The sequence below is a fragment of the Burkholderia sp. AU32262 genome (assembly GCF_020419985.1).
GTDB classification, from domain to species: Bacteria; Pseudomonadota; Gammaproteobacteria; order Burkholderiales; family Burkholderiaceae; genus Burkholderia; species Burkholderia semiarida.
Genome location: NZ_JAIZRS010000014.1, coordinates 17636 through 36703 on the forward strand (window position 1 = coordinate 17636; position 19068 = coordinate 36703).

Genomic DNA, 19068 nt, shown 5'->3' on the forward strand with positions numbered 1-19068 from the left:
CGGTGAAGGCTCACTTCGTGCGCGAAGCGCGCGAAGTCAAGCGAAGCGGCCGTAGCCAAAACATGCGTTCATTCTTGCTGATGCGCGGAGGGAAGGTATGACCGCGTCGCAACGCACGCTGATGGTGATGGCAGGCGGCACCGGGGGCCACGTGTTCCCTGGGCTCGCGGTCGCGCACCGGATGGAAGCGGCGGGCTGGCGCGTCGTATGGCTCGGCAATCCGGCCGGGATGGAAGCGACGCTCGTGCCGAAGCACGGCATTCCGATGGAGTACGTGCGGTTCGGCGGGCTGCGCGGCAAGGGCCTGAAGACCAAGCTGACGCTGCCGGTCAACCTGCTGCGCGCATGCTGGCAGAGCCTCGGCGCGCTGCGCCGCGTGCGGCCGGACGTCGTGCTCGGGATGGGCGGCTACATCACGTTCCCGGCGGGTGTGATGACCGCGCTGTCGGGGCGTCCGCTCGTGCTGCATGAACAGAATTCGATCGCGGGCCTGACGAACAAGGTGCTCGCGAAACTCGCGAAGCGTGTGCTCGTCGCGTTCCCCGGCGCGCTGCCGCACGCGGAATGGACGGGCAACCCGATTCGCGCGGAACTTGCGCATACCGAGCCGCCCCACGCGCGCTATGCGTCGCGCAGCGGCCCGCTGAACGTGCTGGTCGTCGGCGGCAGCCTCGGGGCGGCCGCGCTGAACGAAGTCGTGCCGCGCGCGCTGGCGCTGCTGGCGCCGTGCGAGCGCCCGCGCGTCGTGCACCAGGCCGGCGTGAAGCACATCGATGCATTGAAGGCGAATTACGAAGCGGCCGGTTTCGCGGCCGGCGAAGACGTGCGGCTCGTGCCGTTCATCGACGACATGGCGGCCGCATATGCGGCGGCGGATCTGGTGATCTGCCGGTCGGGCGCGATGACGGTGTCGGAGATTGCGGCGGTGGGCGTGGCGGCGCTATTCGTGCCGTTCCCGTACGCGGTCGACGATCACCAGACGACCAACGCCGCGTTCCTCGCCGATGCGGGCGCGGCCGTGCTGGTGCAACAACGCGACCTGTCGGCGGAACTGCTCGCCGACTGGCTGCGCGGCCAGTCGCGGGCATCGCTCGCGGAGATGGCGGAACGTTCGCGCTCGCTCGCGAAGCCCGAGGCCACCGACGAAGTCGCGCGTGTGTGCGCGAAGGCGGCCGGCGCGAACCTGGAACAACTGCAATGAAACACATCGTCAAACACATTCATTTCGTCGGGATCGGCGGCGCGGGCATGAGCGGCATCGCCGAAGTGCTCGTCAACCTCGGCTACGCGGTCAGCGGCTCGGACCTGTCGCGCAACGCGGTGACCGATCGCCTCGCGGCGCTGGGCGCGCGGATCGCGATCGGCCACGACGCGGCGAACATCGAGGGCGCGAACGCGGTCGTCGTGTCGACGGCCGTGCGTTCGGACAATCCGGAAGTGCTGGCCGCTCGCCACCAGGGCGTGCCGATCGTGCAGCGCGCGGTGATGCTCGCGGAACTGATGCGCCTGAAGCAGGGCATCGCGATCGCCGGCACGCACGGCAAGACCACGACGACGAGCCTCGTCGCGAGCGTGCTCGCGGCGGGCGGGCTGGACCCGACGTTCGTGATCGGCGGCCGGCTGATCAGCGCCGGCGCGAATGCACGGCTCGGCACGGGCGACTTCATCGTCGCCGAGGCCGACGAGTCGGACGCGTCGTTCCTGAACCTGTATCCGGTGATCGAAGTCATCACGAACATCGACGCCGACCACATGGACACCTACGGCCACGATTTCGCGCGGCTCAAGCAGGCGTTCATCGAATTCACGCAGCGCCTGCCGTTCTACGGCAGCGCGGTGGTGTGCGTCGACGATCCGAACGTGCGGCAGATCATTCCGTTCATTTCGAAGCCGGTCGTGCGCTACGGCCTGTCGCCGGACGCGCAGGTGCGCGCGGAGGACATCGACGCGCGCGACGGCCGGATGCATTTCAACGTGATTCGCGAAGGTCGCGCGCCGCTCGCGGTGGTGCTGAACATGCCCGGCCTGCACAACGTGCAGAACGCACTCGCGGCGATCGCGATCGCGACCGATCTCGGCGTGTCGGACGACGCGATCCAGCTGGCGCTGGCGGAATTCAACGGCGTCGGCCGGCGCTTCCAGCGTTACGGCGAAGTGCCGAGCGCGGACGGCGGCCAGTACACGCTGATCGACGACTACGGTCATCACCCGGTCGAGATGGCCGCGACGATCGCGGCCGCGCGCGGTGCGTTCCCGGGCCGTCGCCTCGTGCTGGCGTTCCAGCCGCACCGCTATACGCGCACGCGCGACTGCTTCGACGATTTCGTCAACGTGCTGTCGACGGTCGATGCGCTGGTGCTGACGGAAGTCTACGCGGCGGGCGAAGCGGCGATCCCGACGGCCAGCGGCGACGCGCTGTCGCGTGCGCTGCGCGCGGCGGGCAAGGTCGACCCGGTGTTCGTCGCGACGGTCGACGACGTGCCGGACGCATTGGCGAAAGTCGCGCAGAACGGCGACGTGGTGATCACGATGGGCGCGGGTTCGATCGGCGGCGTGCCGGCGAAGCTCGTGCAACACACTGAACAGAAGGCATGACATGAAACGACTCCCACGCTTACTTCGTTCGCTGCCCCCCGCGGGGGCGGTCAGCCTCGTTGGGGCGGCCCGGCGGAGGTCGGCATGAGCGGAATCGATCCGAAACGCTTCGGCAAGGTGGCGGTGTTGTTCGGCGGCGAATCCGCCGAGCGCGAGGTGTCGCTCACCTCGGGCCGCCTCGTGCTGCAGGGCCTGCGTGACGCGGGCGTCGACGCGCATCCGTTCGACCCGGCCGAGCGGCCGCTGTCGGCGCTGAAGGACGAAGGCTTCGTGCGCGCGTTCAACGCGCTGCACGGCGGCTACGGCGAGAACGGCCAGATCCAGGGCGCGCTCGATTTCTACGGGATCCGCTACACGGGCAGCGGCGTGCTCGGGTCGGCGCTCGGCCTCGACAAGTTCCGCACGAAGCTCGTGTGGCAGCAGACGGGCGTGCCGACGCCGCCGTTCGAGACGGTGATGCGCGGCGACGATCTGGCCGCGCGCGCGACCGACATTGTCGCGAAGCTCGGCCTGCCGCTGTTCGTGAAGCCGGCGAGCGAAGGCTCGAGCGTCGCGGTGCTGAAGGTGAAGACGGCCGACGCGCTGCCGGCCGCGCTCGCGGAAGCCGCGACGCACGACAAGATCGTGATCGTCGAGAAGAGCATCGAAGGCGGCGGCGAATACACCGCGTGCATCGCCGGCGATCTCGACCTGCCGCTGATCAAGATCGTGCCGGCGGGCGAGTTCTACGACTACCACGCGAAGTACGTCGCCGACGATACGCAGTACCTGATCCCGTGCGGCCTGCCGGCGCAACAGGAGGCGGAATTGAAGCGCATCGCGCGCCGCGCGTTCGACGTGCTCGGCTGCACCGACTGGGGCCGTGCGGATTTCATGCTCGACGCGGCCGGCAATGCGTATTTCCTGGAAGTGAACACGGCCCCCGGGATGACCGACCACTCGCTGCCGCCGAAGGCCGCGCGCGCGGTCGGCATCGGCTATTCGGAGCTGGTCGTGAAGGTGTTGTCGCTCACGCTCAACGACTGACGCAGGAACGGAACGACGTATGTGGAACAACGTTCGCCAACTCAACCTTGCCGCCAGCGCGCTGTACGCGCTGCTGCTGCTCGTGTTGGCGGCGGCCGGCTGCTACTGGCTGATCCAGCGCCCGACGTTCGCGCTGCGGGAAATCCGGATCGACGGCGACACCGAGCACATCAACTCGCCGACGGTGCGCGCGGGCGTGGTCGGCCGGCTGAAGGGCAATTTCTTCACGGTCGATCTCGATGCGGCGCGTGCCGCGTTCGAGCAGATGCCGTGGGTGCGTCACGCGAGCGTGCGCCGGGTGTGGCCGAATGCGCTGGCTGTCACGCTCGAGGAGTACAAGCCGCTCGGGACCTGGGGCAGCGATCAGCTGGTGAGCGTCGACGGCGAGCTGTTCACCGCGAACCAGGGCGAGCTGGAGCAGGAACTGCCGGCGTTCGACGGCCCGGAAGGCAGTGCGAAGGAAGTCGTCACGCGGTATCGCGACTTCGGGAAATGGTTTGCGCCGCTGAAGGCGGCGCCGGAAGAAGTGACGCTGTCGGCGCGGTACGCGTGGACGGTGAAGCTGTCGAACGGCATGCAGGTCGAGCTGGGCAAGGAACGCAACAGCGACACGCTGCATGACCGGAGCCAGCGCCTGGTGGCCGCGTGGCCGGCCGTCACGGAGCGTTGGGGCAACGACATCGAGTACGCGGATCTGCGTTATCCGAACGGATTCGCGATTCGCGCGGCAGGCATGCGGTTCCTGACCGATACCGACAAGCGCAAGAAGTAACGAGAGATCACACGCAAGAGCACTTTATGAGCAAAGACTACAAGGATCTGCTGGTTTCCCTCGACATCGGCACGTCGAAGGTAGTGGCCATCGTCGCCGAGCTGAAAGGCGAGGGCCACTACGAGGTGATCGGTCTCGGCCAGAGCGAGTCGAAGGGTCTGAAGAAAGGTGTGGTGGTCAACATCGAGGCCACCGTGCAGTCGATCCAGCGCGCGCTCGAGGAAGCCGAGCTGATGGCCGACTGCAAGATCACCAACGTGTTTACGGGGATCGCGGGCAGCCACATCCGCAGCTTCAACTCGAGCGGGATGGTCGCGATCAAGGACAAGGAGGTCACGCAGACGGACGTCGCGCGCGTGATCGAGACCGCGAAGGCGATCAACATCCCGACCGACCAGCAGGTGCTGCACATCCTCACGCAGGAATTCATCATCGACGGCCAGGAAGACGTGCGCGAGCCGATCGGGATGAGCGGCATCCGGCTGGAAGTGAAGGTGCACATCGTGACGGGCGCGGTGAGCGCCGCGCAGAACATCGTCAAGTGCGTGCGCCGCTGCGGGCTGGAAGTGAACGACCTGATCCTGCAGCCGCTCGCGTCGTCGCTGGCGGTGCTGACGGAAGACGAGAAGGATCTCGGCGTGGTGCTGGTCGACATCGGCGGCGGCACGACGGACATCGCGATCTTCGCCGAAGGCGCGATCCGCCACACGGCGGTGATTCCGATCGCCGGCGACCAGATCACGAGCGACATCGCGATGGCGCTGCGCACGCCGACGCCGGATGCGGAAGACATCAAGGTCGGCTACGGGATCGCGAAGCAGGCGCTCGCCGATCCGGACGAAATGGTCGAAGTGCCGGGCCTCGGCGAACGCGGCCCGCGCACGCTGTCGCGCCAGGCGCTCGCGGCCGTGATCGAGCCGCGCGTCGAGGAACTGTTCTCGCTCGTGCAGCAGGTCGTGCGCGAGTCGGGTTACGAAGAACTCCTGAGCTCCGGCGTGGTCATTACCGGCGGCGCGTCGATGATGCCGGGCATGGTCGAGCTCGGCGAAGACATTTTCCTGAAACCGGTGCGCATCGGCGCGCCGGAATATGCAGGCGGCCTCTCCGACGTCGTGCGCAATCCGCGCTACTCGACGGCGATGGGGTTGCTCGTCGAAGGCAGTGCGCAGCGCATGCGCGGCCGCAAGGTCGCCGTGCAGTCCGGCAACGCGGGGCAGGTGTTCTCGCGGATGAAGGAATGGTTCCTGAGCAACTTCTGACGAGTCGAACCGAATCGAAATTCGCGCTGGTGCCGGCGGCTGGCGCGCGACAGGGGGTTGCCCGATCTCCTGCCGAATAACGGCCGAGTAGCAGTCATTCTCTTGACGGAGGCAACATGGAATTCGAAATGCTGGAAACCGAGACCAACGGCACCATCATCAAGGTGGTCGGCGTTGGCGGCGCTGGCGGCAATGCCGTCCAGCACATGATCAACCGCGGCGTGCAGGGCGTCGATTTCATCGTGATGAACACGGACGCCCAGGCGCTGTCGCGTTCGCGCGCATCGTCGGTGATCCAGCTCGGCAACACGGGTCTTGGCGCCGGTGCGAAGCCGGAAATGGGCCGTGCGGCAGCGGAAGAGGCGCGTGAGCGCATCGCCGACGCACTGCGCGGCGCGCACATGGTGTTCATCACGGCCGGCATGGGTGGCGGCACGGGCACGGGCGCGGCGCCGGTGGTCGCGCAGATCGCGAAGGAGATGGGCATTCTGACGGTCGGTGTCGTCAGCAAGCCGTTCGAGTTCGAAGGCGGCAAGCGCATGCGCGTCGCCGAAGCAGGCTCGCAGCAACTGGAGGATCACGTCGACTCGCTGATCGTCGTGCTGAACGACAAGCTGTTCGACGTGATGGGCGACGACGCCGAGATGGACAAGTGCTTCCAGTGCGCGGACGACGTGTTGAACAACGCGGTGGCGGGTATCGCGGAAATCATCAACGTCGACGGCCTCGTGAACGTCGACTTCGAGGACGTGAAGACGGTGATGGGCGAGCAGGGCAAGGCGATGATGGGCACGGCGACGGTCGCCGGCGTCGATCGCGCGCGCCTCGCGGCGGAACAGGCCGTGGCGAGCCCGCTGCTCGAAGGCGTCGATCTGTCGGGCGCGCGCGGCGTGCTGGTCAACATCACGTCGAGCCGTTCGCTGCGCCTGTCGGAAACGCGCGAAGTGATGAACACGATCAAGAGCTACGCGGCGGAAGATGCGACGGTGATCTTCGGTGCGGTGTACGACGACGCGATGGGCGATGCGTTGCGCGTGACGGTCGTGGCGACGGGTCTGGGCCGTGCGGCGAAGAAGCAGCAGTCGGCACCGATGACGCTGCTGCGCACGGGTACGGACAACCAGCCGGTCAGCGCGGTGTCGCACGGCTATGCGCCGGCGCATCACGTCAGCACGGCCGACTACGGCGCGCTCGATACGCCGGCGGTGTGGCGCAACTCGCGCGAAACCGCGGCATCGCACGTGCAGGCGCTGCAGGAGAAGGGGGTCGACACGTACGACATCCCGGCTTTCCTGCGCAAGCAGGCTGACTGACGCAAACACAGGCGAAGCCGCGGCGACACCGCCGCGGTATCGCCGGCGTGACGGATGCCACAGACCACGACAGGCCGCGTCGGATGCGACGCCGGGCCGGGAAAGGTGCCCTCTTCGCTTGTGCGAAGCGGGATGGGCCGTGCTGTCCGCGACACGCTGAAAAACCGTATCGCTATGAGGGACCAGCCATGATTCAAGTGGGCGACGCGCTGCCCGACGCGCAATTGTTCGAGTTCGTCGACGACGCGCGCGAAGGGTGCACGCTGGGGCCGAATGCCTTCAGCGTGCGCGACCAGGTTGCGGGAAAGCGGGTGGTGATCTTCGGATTGCCGGGCGCGTTCACGCCGACCTGCTCGGCGCAGCATGTGCCGGGCTACGTCGAGCACGCCGAGCAACTGCGCGCGGCGGGTATCGACGAGATCTGGTGCGTGTCCGTCAACGACGCATTCGTGATGGGCGCATGGGGACGTGATCTGCACACCGCGGGCAAGGTGCGCATGATGGCGGACGGCAGCGCGGCTTTCACTCATGCGCTGGGGCTGACGCAGGATTTGTCCGCGCGTGGCATGGGAATTCGTTCCCTGCGCTACGCGATGGTGATCGACGGCGGTGTGGTCAAGACGCTGGCCGTCGAGGCGCCGGGCAAATTCGAAGTGAGCGATGCGGCGAGTGTGCTCGCGACGTTGACGTCCTGATCGTGCGGCGCGCCGTTGCCTTCCGGCAACGCTGCTCGCCGGCCTCAGGGCAGTTGTAACACGGGTCGATGACCGGAAACGCCTCCGTTCCGGGCATCGGCCCGTCCCGTATCGGCGCGGGTAAACAGTCGAAACAGATTGATACGCAGTTTCAGACAGCGTTGAATTGGGAATTACGCTATAATCGCGCCTATCGAATATAACTCCTGATTGATATCCTCAATCAAGACGAAGAAGACCATGTTGAAGCAGCGCACCATCAAATCCATCGTGAAGACCGTCGGTATCGGTCTCCACTCGGGCCGCAAGGTCGAACTGACGCTCCGTCCGGCCGCGCCGGGCACGGGTATCGTGTTCTCGCGCGTCGACCTGCCCACGCCCGTCGATATTCCGGCCTCCGCGATGTCGATCGGCGACACGCGGCTCGCGTCGGTGCTGCAGAAGGATGGCGCGCGCGTGTCGACGGTCGAGCACCTGATGTCGGCGTGCGCCGGCCTCGGCATCGACAACCTCTATGTCGACGTGACGGCCGAGGAAATCCCGATCATGGACGGCAGCGCCGCGTCCTTCGTGTTCCTGATTCAATCCGCCGGCATCGAAGAGCAGAACGCGCCGAAGCGCTTCATCCAGGTGAAGAAGCCGGTCGAAATTCGCGATGGCGACAAGTTCGCGCGTCTCGATCCGTATTTCGGTTTCAAGCTGAAGTTCACGATCGACTTCCGTCACCCGGCCGTCGACAAGACCGGCCAGGAGTTGGAGGTCGATTTCGCGAATACGTCGTACGTACGCGAGATCGCGCGCGCGCGCACGTTCGGTTTTGCCCATGAAGTCGAAATGATGCGCGAGCTGGGTCTCGCCCGCGGCGGCAGCATGGACAACGCGATCGTGCTCGACGAGTACCGGATCCTGAACAACGACGGGCTGCGCTACGACGACGAGTTCGTGAAGCACAAGATGCTCGACGCGATCGGCGACCTGTACGTGATCGGCCACCCGCTGCTGGCGTCGTACACCGCGTACAAGTCGGGCCACGGGCTGAACAACGCGTTGCTGCGCGAGCTGCTCGCGCACGAAGACGCGTACGAGATCGTGACGTTCGACGATCCGCAGGCGGCGCCGAAGGGGTTCGCGTTCGACGCGCAGACGGCCTTCGCGTGAGCTGCGTTCAGTGCAAGCGATAAAAAAGCGACCCTCGGGTCGCTTTTTTATTGGCTGGCCGCCGCCTGCGGCCCTGGCGATCAACGCGGCTTCGCGCCGTGCCGTGCCGCCATCCGCGCGAGCGCCGCCTGCAGCGGCGACGGTTCGAGGTGATCGGCGAGGTCGCGCAACGCGGCGGCGCCGGCCGAGGTCATCCGCGCCTGCTTCACATGTGGCGGTTCGGGCGCGTCCTTCGGCCGCACGCGCACCCGCAGCGTCGTCACCGGCCAGCCGCGCTTCTGGAGATCGCCGAGCAGCCGCATTTCGACCTGCCGCAGCCGTGCTGCCAGCGCATTGTGTGCGGCAAAGAGGGTCAGGGTGCCGTCCTTGATGAAGCCCGGTTCGACGTGATTCGCCAGATAATCGGGCAGGCACGCGCCGAGGTCGCGCTGCAGCGACGCGATCTGCTCGACGCCGGCGCGCAACGCCGCGAACGCGTCGGTGCGGCCGAGCACTTCGGACACGGGTTGCGGACGATAGGCGGCGAGCGGGCCGAAACGCTTGGAAAATCGGTTCATCGAGGCTTTCTTCGAGCGCGCACGCGCGCGGAGGTTGCAGCCGATTGTACTCGCGCCGGCTCGCGCACGCGCGGCTTTCGCCCCTGTCCGCCCGGCCCCGGCGCGCGATGGCCGTCCGGCCGGGACGCGGGCGCATGCGTCCCCGCGTGCTAAAATTCGACGTTTGAGTCCACTAATTCGCTAAGCCGCCGAGGCTCGGGCGCCGGGGCGCGCAACACGCGCCGGGCGCCGGTGCTGCGACGCAGGATCCGATCCGATGACAACCGGTTTTCTCCAGAAAATTTTTGGCAGCCGCAACCAGCGGCTCGTCAAGCAATACCAAAAGACCGTCGCGACGATCAATGCGCTCGAAACGCAGATCGAGAAGCTGACGGACGACCAGTTGCGCGGCAAGACGGACGAATTCCGCCAGCGGGTCGCGGCCGGCGAGTCGCTCGACAAGCTGCTGCCCGAAGCGTTCGCGGTCTGTCGCGAGGCAAGCCGCCGCGTGCTGAAGATGCGCCACTTCGACGTGCAGCTGATCGGCGGCATGGTGCTCCACTACGGCAAGATCGCGGAAATGCGCACCGGCGAGGGCAAGACGCTCGTCGCGACACTGCCCGTGTACCTGAATGCGCTGGCCGGCCGCGGCGTGCACGTCGTGACCGTCAACGACTACCTCGCGCAGCGCGATGCCGAGTGGATGGCGCGCCTCTACAACTTCCTCGGTCTGTCGGTCGGCATCAACCTGTCCGGCATGGAGCACGACCAGAAGCAGCAGGCGTACGCGGCGGACATCACGTACGGCACGAACAACGAATTCGGCTTCGACTACCTGCGCGACAACATGGTCTACGAGACCGACGCGCGCGTGCAGCGGGCGCTGAATTTTGCCGTCGTCGACGAAGTGGACTCGATCCTGATCGACGAAGCGCGTACGCCGCTGATCATTTCGGGTCAGGCCGAGGATCACACCGAGCTGTACGTGCGGATGAACGCACTGCCGCCGCTGCTCGAGCGCCAGATCGGCGAAGAGAAGGCCGACGGCACGGGCGTCGAGAAGCCGGGTGACTACACGCTCGACGAAAAGTCGCGCCAGGTGTTCCTGACGGAATCGGGCCACGAGAAGGCCGAGCGCCTGCTCGCCGAATGGGGCCTGATCGGCGAGGGCGAGAGCCTGTACGCGCCGCAGAACATCACGCTGATGCACCACGTGTACGCGGCGCTGCGCGCCCACACGTTGTTCCACAAGGATCAGCACTACGTCGTGCAGAACGGCGAAGTGGTGATCGTCGACGAATTCACGGGCCGCCTGATGGCCGGCCGCCGCTGGTCCGACGGCCTGCACCAGGCGGTCGAGGCGAAGGAGCACGTGAAGATCCAGAGCGAGAACCAGACGCTCGCGTCGATCACGTTCCAGAACTACTTCCGGATGTACGCGAAGCTGGCCGGCATGACCGGTACCGCGGACACCGAAGCGTACGAATTCAACGAGATCTACGGCCTCGAGACGGTCGTGATCCCGACCAACCGCCCGCCGAAGCGGATCGACAAGCAGGACCAGATCTACAAGACGGCCAAGGAGCGCTACGACGCGGTGATCCGCGACATTCGCGACTGCTACGAGCGCGGCCAGCCGGTGCTGGTCGGCACGACGTCGATCGAGAACTCCGAACTGCTGTCGCACCTGCTGAAGCAGGCGGGGCTGCCGCACGAAGTGCTGAACGCGAAGCAGCACGAGCGTGAAGCGGCGATCGTCGCGGAAGCCGGCCGTCCGAAGCGCATCACGATCGCGACCAACATGGCCGGCCGCGGTACCGACATCGTGCTCGGCGGCAACGCGGAGAAGCAGGCGGCGTTCATCGAGGCCGACGATTCGATTCCGGCCGACGAGAAGGCACGCCGCATCAAGCAGCTTCACGACGAGTGGGAAACGCTGCACGAGGAGGTGAAGGCCGCGGGCGGCCTGCACATCATCGGCACCGAGCGCCACGAATCGCGCCGGATCGACAACCAGCTGCGCGGCCGTGCGGGCCGTCAGGGCGACCCCGGCTCGTCGCGCTTCTACCTGTCGCTCGACGATCCGCTGCTGCGCATTTTCGCGGGCGACCGCGTGCGCTCGATCATGGATCGCCTGAAGATGCCGGAAGGCGAGGCGATCGAGGCCGGCATCGTCACGCGGTCGATCGAATCGGCGCAGCGCAAGGTCGAGGCGCGCAACTTCGACATCCGCAAGCAGCTGCTCGAATACGACGACGTGTCGAACGACCAGCGCAAGGTGATCTACCAGCAGCGCAACGAACTGCTCGAAGCGCACGACATCACCGAGACGATCACCGCGATGCGTCACGGGGTGATCACCGAAGTCGTCCGCCAGTTCGTGCCGGAAGGCAGCATCGAGGAGCAGTGGGACGTGCCGGAGCTCGAGGAAGCGCTGCGCAACGACTGGCAGCTCGATCTCGCGATCCAGGAAATGGTGAACGAGTCGTCGTCGATCACGGCCGACGAGATCCTCGACGCCGTGACGACGGCCGCCGACGAGCAGTACGAGGCGAAGGTCGCGATGGTCGGCCGCGAATCGTTCAGCGCGTTCGAGCGCTCGGTGATGCTGCAGACGGTCGACCGCCTGTGGCGCGAGCACCTCGCGGCGCTCGACCACCTGCGCCAGGGTATTCATCTGCGCGGCTACGCGCAGAAGAACCCGAAGCAGGAGTACAAGCGCGAGGCGTTCGAACTGTTCGCCGCGATGCTCGACGCGATCAAGCAGGAAGTCACGCGCATCGTGATGAACGTGCAGATCCAGTCGCCGGAGCAGCTCGAGGAAGCCGCCGAGCAGATCGAGGAGCGCAGCGGTCATCTCGAGAACGTCGAATACCAGCATGCCGATTACGCGGATGCCGGCGCGCCGGTGGCGAACGTCACGGCAGCCGCGGCGGCCACGGCGACGGCCGACATGGTCGGCAGCGCGATGACGCACAGCGGGCCCGGCGGCGAAATGCCGAAGGTCGGCCGCAACGATCCGTGCCCGTGCGGCAGCGGCAAGAAGTACAAGCAATGTCACGGGAAGCTGTCATGATCGGCGGCGGCGCGCATCACGCGCGCCGCGTCGTTCGCAGCTTCCAGTCAGTGACGTGAGTTGTGGCGGCCCGCGCGTGCGGCCGCCGGTTCTTCCAATCGATGCCGGCACGTGCCGGCATTTTCCATCCGGCAGGTGTGCCCCATGGCTGTCAATTTTCCGTCGATCGATCCCGCCCAACTCCATCCCGTCGCCGGCGTCACGCTCGGCTGGGCGGAAGCGAACATCCGCAAGCCGAATCGCAAGGACGTGCTGGTCATCTCCGTCGACGAAGGCGCGACGGTCGCGGGCGTGTTCACCGAAAACCGTTTCTGCGCAGCGCCGGTCACCGTCTGCCGCGAGCACCTGGCGAAGGTGCGTGCCGGCGGCGCGGGCATTCGCGCGCTGGTCGTGAATACGGGCAATGCGAACGCGGGCACCGGCGAGCCGGGCCTCGTGAACGCACGCGAAACCTGCACGGAACTCGCGCGTCTGGCCGGCATCGAGCCGGCGCAGGTGCTGCCGTTCTCGACCGGCGTGATCCTCGAGCCGCTGCCGATCGATCGCCTGAAGGCCGGCCTGCCGGCCGCGCTCGCGAACCGCAAGGCCGCGAACTGGTTCGATGCCGCGCAGGCGATCATGACGACCGACACGCTGCCGAAGGCGACGTCGCGCCAGGTGACGATCGACGGCCACACGGTCACGCTGACGGGCATCAGCAAGGGCGCGGGCATGATCAAGCCGAACATGGCGACGATGCTCGGCTTCCTCGCGTTCGATGCGAACGTCGCGCAGCCGGTGCTCGACACGCTCGTGAAGGAAGTCGCCGACCGCTCGTTCAACTGCATCACGATCGACGGCGACACGTCGACGAACGACTCGTTCATCCTGATCGCGTCGGGCAAGAGCACGCTGCCGGCGATCACGTCGACCGATTCGCCCGCCTATGCGGCGCTGCGCGACGCGGTGACGGAAGTCGCGCAGGTGCTGTCGCAACTGATCGTGCGCGATGGCGAAGGCGCGACGAAGTTCATGACGGTGCAGGTCGAAGGCGGCAGGAGCGTCGCCGAATGCCGCCAGATCGCGTACGCGATCGGCCATTCGCCGCTCGTGAAGACGGCCTTCTACGCATCCGACCCCAACCTCGGCCGGATTCTCGCGGCGATCGGCTATGCGGGCGTTGCGGATCTCGACGTCGGCAAGATCGATCTTTATCTCGACGACGTGTTGGTCGCGAAGGCAGGCGGCCGCAATCCGGCCTACCAGGAAGAAGACGGCCAGCGCGTGATGAAGCAGAGCGAGATCACGATCCGCGTGCTGCTGGGGCGCGGCGATGCGGAGGCCACCGTCTGGACGTGCGACCTGTCGCACGATTACGTGAGCATCAACGCGGATTACCGCTCCTGATCGGGAGCGCTCGAACGACATGGACAAGCTTGAACAGTTTCTGACACGCGCGGAAGCGCTGCTCGGCCGTCTCGAAGGGATGCTGCCGCCCGCGCCGGCGGCCATCGACTGGAACGCGGCGCACGCGTTCCGCTGGCGCAAGCGCCAGGGGCGCGGTTACCTGCAGCCGGTGCCGGCCGTGTCGTCGATCACGCTCGGCGACCTGCACAACATCGACCGCCAGAAAGCGCTGATCGACCAGAACACGCGCCAGTTCGTGCAGCGCAAGCCGGCCAACAACGTGCTGCTGACCGGCGCACGCGGTACCGGCAAGTCGTCGCTGATCAAGGCGTGCCTGAATGCGTACGCGAACGACGGGCTGCGCCTGATCGAAGTGGACAAGGACGACCTGCACGATCTCGGCGACATCGTCGACCTGATCTCGCAGCGGCCGGAGCGGTTCATCGTGTTTTGCGACGACTTGTCGTTCGAGGACGGCGAATCGGGCTACAAGGCGCTGAAGGTCGCGCTCGACGGCTCGATCGCCGCGCAATCGGACAACGTGCTGATCTACGCGACGTCGAACCGCCGTCACCTGCTGCCCGAGTACATGAGCGACAACGAGTCGTACAAGCATCTGCCGGACGGCGAGATTCACCCCGGCGAGGTCGTCGAGGAGAAGATCTCGCTGTCGGAGCGCTTCGGCCTGTGGGTCAGCTTCTATCCGTTCAAGCAGGACGACTACCTCGACATCGTCGCGCACTGGCTGCGTCACTTTGGCTGCCCGGATGCGGAGATCGAGACCGCGCGCGGCGACGCGCTCGTATGGGCGCTCGAGCGCGGCTCGCGCTCGGGCCGCGTCGCGTGGCAGTTCGCGCGGGACTGGTCGGGCCGCAAGGAGCAGGCATGAGCGCGGATCAGGCACAAGGCGCCGTGCGGGCGCCGGACGGCCGCAAGGTGACCGAAGTCGCGGTTGGCGTGATGGTGCAGCCGGACGGCAGGTATCTGCTCGCGCAACGCCTGCAGGGCAAGCCGTATGAAGGTTACTGGGAGTTCCCGGGCGGCAAGCTGGAGGCCGGCGAAAGCGTCGAGGACGCACTGGCGCGCGAGCTGCACGAGGAACTCGGCATCGAAGTCACGGCCAGCCACCGCTGGCACACGCTCGAGCACGATTATCCGCACGCGTATGTCCGGCTCTATTTCTGCAAGGTGACGGGCTGGACGGGCGAGCCGCACAGCAAGGAAGGGCAGGCGTTCGTGTGGCAGCAACTGCCGGTCGAGGTCGCGCCGCTGTTGCCGGCGGCGCTGCCGGTGCTCGAACTGCTCGAGAAGGAAGCGGCGTCGCAGTGACGCCGCGGCGGCCTGCCTGAAACGCAGGCCATATTGGCGGACGGCGCCGCGCGCCGCTCAACTGTCGCGGCGATTGTCCGTGCCGTCTTCTTCCGACGACGGGCCCTCGTCGGAAGAACCGCCGATCCGATACTTTTCCGCGGCCCATGCGCCGAGGTCGAGCTGCTTGCAGCGGGCCGAACAGAACGGACGGAACTTGTTTTCAGGCGTCCAGCGCACTTCTGCGCCGCACGAAGGACATTTCACGACGGTAGTCATACGAAAGCGTTGAACCGGCACGCGGCCGTTACAGATTACACAGGGTCAGATGGAACGGCACGTCGATGTCCACCGCGCGCGGCCGCACGTCGCCGTCCTGCATCGTGAACCGCACCCACAGCATGTATTTGTTCGCGCTCGCCTCGGGAATCACGCGCAGCTCCGGCGACACCCGCACCTGCATCAACTGGTAGCTCCGCCCGGACAGCATCTGCTGGTAGCTGCCCTGCATCGCCATGACCTTCGACGCCTGACCCGATTCGCGCGCGAGCCGCAGCACGATCGCCGCTGCGTCGCGCAACGGCAGCAACGGCAGGATCCACTTCGCGATGTCCTGGCGCCGCTGCTCGGCCGGCCATTGCTGCCACGCGTAGTACGACGGCAGGTCGAACTTGCACGTCCCGCCCGGGATCACCGCGCGGCTGCGGATGCTGGCGAGCCACTCGTTGTCGACGAGGTGCTGGCCGGTCTTGCCCTGCATCTGCGCGAGATTCGCGAGCGTCTGCTCGATTTCGCCGAGCACGGCTTCGAGCGCGTTCTGCTCGATACCCGGATTGCCGCGAAAGGGGGCGAGCGTCTGGCGTTGGCGTTCGAGCTCCTTCATCAGATCCGATTTCAGATCCGCGCGGCCCGTCACCTCGGCGATTTCGAACAGCGTCGTCAGCGCGACGTGGTGCTCACGCGGGTCCTCCTGAGCCAAAAAGAACGCGAAGCGCTCGAACAGATCTTCGAGACGCAACAGCGTGCGAATTCGCTCGTTGAACGGATACTCGTAAAGAATCAAGCGCGCTCGCCTCTTGGGTAGGGATTGAAACAATGAAGGACATTCTAATGCCCCCTCTCTACCCTAGCAACGCGCCAATTTCGTACACCATCAGGATTGCATGCGATGCTCAGTGCGCGGCCGCGAATCCGACGTAGCGTTGGTGCAGTGCATCGACCTGCGCGGCGAGCGCGTCGGGCGTGACCGCGTCGTTGACGATCACGTCGTCGGCCGCCGCGAGGCGGGCTTCGCGCGTCGCCTGTCGCGCGATGATCGCTTCGACCTGTTCGCGCGTGAAGCCGTTGCGCCGCATCACGCGCGCGATCTGCGTTTCGACCGGGCAGTCGACGACGAGCACGCGATCGCTGCGCGCCTTCCAGGTGCCCGACTCGACGAGCAGCGGCACGACGAACATCACGTACGGGCCCCGCGCCTCGCGCGCCTCGCGGTCGGTCTCCGCGCGGATCAGCGGATGCGTGATCGCTTCGAGGCGCCGGCGCGCGTCGTCGTCGCTGAAGATCAGCGTGCGCATCTTCGCGCGATCGAGCGAGCCGTCGGCGGCCACGAAGCCGCGGCCGAAAGCCTGCTCGATCGCCGGCATCGCGAGACCGCCCGGCGCGGTGATGCGGTGGGCGATCAGGTCGGTATCGACGAGCGATGCGCCGCGGGCGCCGAACAGGTCGGCAACGGTCGTCTTGCCGCTGCCGATGCCGCCCGTGAGTCCTACTGAAAACATGTCAGCCTCCGAGCGCCGCATAGAAAGGGGTGCCGAAAAACAGCGTGGCGACGCCGCCGGCCGCGAGGAACGGGCCGAACGGAATCGGCTCCTCGAAGCGCATGCGGCCGCGCCAGGTCGCGACGAGCCCGACGATCGCGCCGGTCACCGCCGCGAACAGCACGACCTGCGGCAGCGCGGCCCAGCCCATCCATGCGCCGAGCGCGGCCAGCAGCTTCAGGTCGCCGAAACCGATGCCCTCGATGCCGCGCAGCCATTTGAACAGCCAGTAGATCGACCACAGGAACAGGTAGCCGGCCATCGCGCCGATCACGGCCGAGCGCAGCGACGTGAAGGTGCCGCCGAGGTTGAGCGCGAGCCCGGCCCACAGCAGCGGCAGCGTCATCGAATCGGGCAGGTAGCCGGTGCGGATGTCGATCGCGCTCATCGCGAGCAGCGCCGCGCACAGCGCGAACGCGGCAAGCGCGGCGACGGTCGGGCCGAACGCCGCGAGCGAGACGGCGGCGAGCAGCGCGCACGCGAGTTCGACGAGCACATAGCGGATGCCGATCGCATGGCCGCAGCGCCGGCAGCGCCCGCGCAGCACCAGGTAGCTGACGAGCGGGATGTTCTCCCAGGCGCGCAACACGTGGCCGCAATGCGGGCAGGCGCTGCGCGGGCGCCACAGATCGTAGCGCGGCGGATAACCGTCGTCGGGCGGCGGGGGCTCGGTGCCCGTCGCTTCGGCGATTTCGGCCTGCCACGCACGCTGCATCATCACGGGCAGCCGGTGCGCGACCACGTTCAGGAAGCTGCCGACGCACAGGCCGATGACGATCGCGAACGCATACTGCAGCGCGGGCGGCAGCATCGCCAGCGCGAGCAGCGTGCTCTGGGGCGAATCGGAAACGGCGGACAGGAGCGCTGGCGTCATGAGGATCAAGGTTCGGGGCAAAAAGGCGACAGAGTCGGTTGCGATGCTACACCACGTTGCCGAGCTGAAGGATGGGCAGGTACATCGCGATCACGAGGCCGCCGACGAGCGCGCCCAGGACGATCACGATCAACGGTTCGCCGAGCGCCGCGAGCGCATCGAGGCGCGCGTCGAGCTGACGTTCGCACAACGCGGCGATGTCGGCGAGCATCGTGTCGAGCGCACCGGTTTCCTCGGCGACGGCGATCGGTTGCACGACGTCGTCCGGAAAGCAGCCGGCCGAATGCATCGCATCGGCCAGACGCACGCCGCGCAACACGCGAGCGGCGATGTACGCGGTGGCGTGGGCGAACACCGGGTGGCCGGCCGTGCGCTCGAGCGTGGCGAACGCATCGGCGAGCGGCACGCCGGCGCCGAGCAGGGTCGCCAGCGAGCGGCACCAGCGTGCGGCCGCGAACCGCTCCAGCGCGCTGCCCGCGAGCGGGGCGCGCAACAGGTGTCGCGCGAGCGCATGGCGCAATGCGGACGAGCGCCGAAGCGCGTGCTGCGCGGCAAGCCCCGTGGCGGCCGCGCCGGCCAGCAGCACGCCGCCCCACGCCGACAGCGCGGAGGACAGCGCGAGCAGCGCGCGGGTCGGTGCGGGCAGGGCGGCGCCGAAACCGTCGAAGATCTGCCGGAAGGTCGGCACGACCCACACCATCAATGCTGCCGAGATCGCGAGCGCGAACAGGATGACGGCGGCCGGATACGCGAGCGCGGCACGCAGCTTGCGCCATTGCGCGTCGGCGCGCTCGCGGTGTTCCGCGACCCGCGTCAGCACGATGCCGAGCGAACCGGACGCCTCGCCGACCTCGATCAACTGACGATACAGCGTACCGAACTGCGAGGGATAACGTGCGAGTGCGTCGGCGAAGCGCCGGCCGCCGACGATCTCGCGGGCGAGCCCCGCGGCGATGCGCGGCACGCCGTCGCGCGTGCGGGTGCGCGCGAGCATCTCGAGCGACGGTGCAAGCGGCAGGCCGGCCTGCAACAGGCTCGCGAGCTGGCGCGTGAAGCGCGTGATGTCACGGGCGCCGGCCGCCGGCGGGCGGGCCGGCCCGCGGACGTCGAGCGACAGTACCGCGATGCCGTCGCGCGCGAGCGTGGCACGCGCGGCCGCCGCGTCGAAGGCGATGACGATCCCGCGGCGCGGCGCGCCGTCGCGATGGCGGCCGCGCCATGCAAAGCGGGTTTCGCGCGGTGGCGTGCGCATC

Annotated in this window: 18 protein-coding genes; 12 read left to right on the plus strand and 6 right to left on the minus strand. The window is 67.2% G+C overall.

Annotated elements, in window-relative coordinates; genetic code table 11:
* The first annotated feature begins 97 nt into the window (after positions 1-97).
* The 8 genes from murG to lpxC all read left to right on the plus strand — a co-directional run bounded on the left by murG (position 98) and on the right by lpxC (position 8818).
* Positions 98-1201 (plus strand): undecaprenyldiphospho-muramoylpentapeptide beta-N-acetylglucosaminyltransferase, encoded by a 1104-nt coding sequence (gene murG, locus LGN10_RS17965; protein WP_226224497.1) that lies wholly within the window; start codon positions 98-100, stop codon positions 1199-1201.
* Positions 1198-2595: a UDP-N-acetylmuramate--L-alanine ligase gene (murC, locus tag LGN10_RS17970; RefSeq protein ID WP_059580845.1), complete on the plus strand. Its 1398-nt coding sequence runs from the start codon at positions 1198-1200 to the stop codon at positions 2593-2595. Before murG ends, murC begins: the two co-directional genes overlap by 4 nt.
* An 84-nt stretch (positions 2596-2679) precedes the next feature.
* Positions 2680-3621, plus strand: coding sequence for a D-alanine--D-alanine ligase (locus tag LGN10_RS17975; RefSeq protein WP_034206326.1), 942 nt, complete (start codon positions 2680-2682; stop codon positions 3619-3621).
* A gap of 19 nt (positions 3622-3640) precedes the next feature.
* A complete protein-coding gene (locus LGN10_RS17980; protein ID WP_034186356.1) occupies positions 3641-4393 on the plus strand; it encodes a cell division protein FtsQ/DivIB in 753 nt (250 codons plus the stop codon).
* Between the two features lie 26 nt (positions 4394-4419).
* Positions 4420-5652, plus strand: coding sequence for a cell division protein FtsA (gene ftsA / locus LGN10_RS17985; protein ID WP_006487138.1), 1233 nt, complete (start codon positions 4420-4422; stop codon positions 5650-5652).
* A gap of 116 nt (positions 5653-5768) precedes the next feature.
* The gene (ftsZ, locus tag LGN10_RS17990; RefSeq protein ID WP_021159911.1) at positions 5769-6965 is read left to right on the plus strand and encodes a cell division protein FtsZ; all 1197 of its coding nucleotides are present in this window, start codon (positions 5769-5771) and stop codon (positions 6963-6965) included.
* 188 nt (positions 6966-7153) lie between these two features.
* Positions 7154-7660 carry a peroxiredoxin gene (locus tag LGN10_RS17995; protein ID WP_059580848.1) on the plus strand — a complete coding sequence of 169 codons (507 nt, stop codon included), beginning with the start codon at positions 7154-7156 and terminating at the stop codon, positions 7658-7660.
* 240 nt (positions 7661-7900) lie between these two features.
* A complete protein-coding gene (gene lpxC, locus LGN10_RS18000) occupies positions 7901-8818 on the plus strand; it encodes a UDP-3-O-acyl-N-acetylglucosamine deacetylase (RefSeq protein ID WP_059580853.1) in 918 nt (305 codons plus the stop codon).
* An 80-nt stretch (positions 8819-8898) separates the two neighbouring features.
* Here the strand turns inward: lpxC and LGN10_RS18005 are convergent, their stop codons facing one another.
* Positions 8899-9375 carry a DUF721 domain-containing protein gene (locus tag LGN10_RS18005; protein WP_059580855.1) on the minus strand — a complete coding sequence of 159 codons (477 nt, stop codon included), beginning with the start codon at positions 9373-9375 and terminating at the stop codon, positions 8899-8901.
* A 256-nt stretch (positions 9376-9631) separates the two neighbouring features.
* Here LGN10_RS18005 and secA point away from each other — a divergent pair, with 256 nt between their 5' ends.
* The 4 genes from secA (at position 9632) to LGN10_RS18025 (ending at position 15145) form a co-directional block, all read left to right on the plus strand.
* On the plus strand, positions 9632-12430 hold the full coding sequence (secA, locus tag LGN10_RS18010) for a preprotein translocase subunit SecA (protein WP_059580857.1): 2799 nt from the start codon (positions 9632-9634) through the stop codon (positions 12428-12430).
* 144 nt (positions 12431-12574) lie between these two features.
* Entirely contained in the window at positions 12575-13816 is a 1242-nt protein-coding gene (gene argJ, locus LGN10_RS18015) for a bifunctional glutamate N-acetyltransferase/amino-acid acetyltransferase ArgJ (RefSeq protein WP_226224499.1), read from the plus strand.
* A gap of 19 nt (positions 13817-13835) precedes the next feature.
* Entirely contained in the window at positions 13836-14705 is an 870-nt protein-coding gene (locus LGN10_RS18020) for an ATP-binding protein (RefSeq protein WP_027783462.1), read from the plus strand.
* On the plus strand, positions 14702-15145 hold the full coding sequence (locus LGN10_RS18025) for an NUDIX domain-containing protein (RefSeq protein WP_059580864.1): 444 nt from the start codon (positions 14702-14704) through the stop codon (positions 15143-15145). Before LGN10_RS18020 ends, LGN10_RS18025 begins: the two co-directional genes overlap by 4 nt.
* A gap of 57 nt (positions 15146-15202) precedes the next feature.
* On the opposite strand, the gene LGN10_RS18030 is transcribed toward LGN10_RS18025, so the two are convergent.
* The 5 genes from LGN10_RS18030 to LGN10_RS18050 all read right to left on the minus strand — a co-directional run bounded on the left by LGN10_RS18030 (position 15203) and on the right by LGN10_RS18050 (position 19067).
* Entirely contained in the window at positions 15203-15403 is a 201-nt protein-coding gene (locus LGN10_RS18030; protein WP_021159902.1) for a DNA gyrase inhibitor YacG, read from the minus strand.
* Positions 15404-15431: 28 nt separating this feature from the next.
* A complete protein-coding gene (zapD, locus tag LGN10_RS18035) occupies positions 15432-16187 on the minus strand; it encodes a cell division protein ZapD (protein ID WP_059580870.1) in 756 nt (251 codons plus the stop codon).
* Positions 16188-16296: 109 nt separating this feature from the next.
* Positions 16297-16902, minus strand: a complete 606-nt coding sequence (gene coaE, locus LGN10_RS18040; protein WP_059580872.1) for a dephospho-CoA kinase — start codon at positions 16900-16902, stop codon at positions 16297-16299.
* A 1-nt stretch (position 16903) separates the two neighbouring features.
* Positions 16904-17815 carry a prepilin peptidase gene (locus LGN10_RS18045; protein WP_226224501.1) on the minus strand — a complete coding sequence of 304 codons (912 nt, stop codon included), beginning with the start codon at positions 17813-17815 and terminating at the stop codon, positions 16904-16906.
* Positions 17816-17861: 46 nt separating this feature from the next.
* Positions 17862-19067: a type II secretion system F family protein gene (locus LGN10_RS18050; RefSeq protein ID WP_226224503.1), complete on the minus strand. Its 1206-nt coding sequence runs from the start codon at positions 19065-19067 to the stop codon at positions 17862-17864.
* Position 19068: the final 1 nt, after the last annotated feature.

What these genes read in the sequence shown, in the direction of transcription:
- murG (WP_226224497.1), top strand. Translation starts at nt 98, where the DNA reads ATGACCGCGTCGCAACGCACGCTGATGGTGATGGCAGGCGGCACCGGG.
- murC (WP_059580845.1), top strand. Translation starts at nt 1,198, where the DNA reads ATGAAACACATCGTCAAACACATTCATTTCGTCGGGATCGGCGGCGCG.
- LGN10_RS17975 (WP_034206326.1), top strand. Translation starts at nt 2,680, where the DNA reads ATGAGCGGAATCGATCCGAAACGCTTCGGCAAGGTGGCGGTGTTGTTC.
- LGN10_RS17980 (WP_034186356.1), top strand. Translation starts at nt 3,641, where the DNA reads ATGTGGAACAACGTTCGCCAACTCAACCTTGCCGCCAGCGCGCTGTAC.
- ftsA (WP_006487138.1), top strand. Translation starts at nt 4,420, where the DNA reads ATGAGCAAAGACTACAAGGATCTGCTGGTTTCCCTCGACATCGGCACG.
- ftsZ (WP_021159911.1), top strand. Translation starts at nt 5,769, where the DNA reads ATGGAATTCGAAATGCTGGAAACCGAGACCAACGGCACCATCATCAAG.
- LGN10_RS17995 (WP_059580848.1), top strand. Translation starts at nt 7,154, where the DNA reads ATGATTCAAGTGGGCGACGCGCTGCCCGACGCGCAATTGTTCGAGTTC.
- lpxC (WP_059580853.1), top strand. Translation starts at nt 7,901, where the DNA reads ATGTTGAAGCAGCGCACCATCAAATCCATCGTGAAGACCGTCGGTATC.
- LGN10_RS18005 (WP_059580855.1), bottom strand. Translation starts at nt 9,375, where the DNA reads ATGAACCGATTTTCCAAGCGTTTCGGCCCGCTCGCCGCCTATCGTCCG.
- secA (WP_059580857.1), top strand. Translation starts at nt 9,632, where the DNA reads ATGACAACCGGTTTTCTCCAGAAAATTTTTGGCAGCCGCAACCAGCGG.
- argJ (WP_226224499.1), top strand. Translation starts at nt 12,575, where the DNA reads ATGGCTGTCAATTTTCCGTCGATCGATCCCGCCCAACTCCATCCCGTC.
- LGN10_RS18020 (WP_027783462.1), top strand. Translation starts at nt 13,836, where the DNA reads ATGGACAAGCTTGAACAGTTTCTGACACGCGCGGAAGCGCTGCTCGGC.
- LGN10_RS18025 (WP_059580864.1), top strand. Translation starts at nt 14,702, where the DNA reads ATGAGCGCGGATCAGGCACAAGGCGCCGTGCGGGCGCCGGACGGCCGC.
- LGN10_RS18030 (WP_021159902.1), bottom strand. Translation starts at nt 15,403, where the DNA reads ATGACTACCGTCGTGAAATGTCCTTCGTGCGGCGCAGAAGTGCGCTGG.
- coaE (WP_059580872.1), bottom strand. Translation starts at nt 16,902, where the DNA reads ATGTTTTCAGTAGGACTCACGGGCGGCATCGGCAGCGGCAAGACGACC.
- LGN10_RS18045 (WP_226224501.1), bottom strand. Translation starts at nt 17,815, where the DNA reads ATGACGCCAGCGCTCCTGTCCGCCGTTTCCGATTCGCCCCAGAGCACG.
- LGN10_RS18050 (WP_226224503.1), bottom strand. Translation starts at nt 19,067, where the DNA reads ATGCGCACGCCACCGCGCGAAACCCGCTTTGCATGGCGCGGCCGCCAT.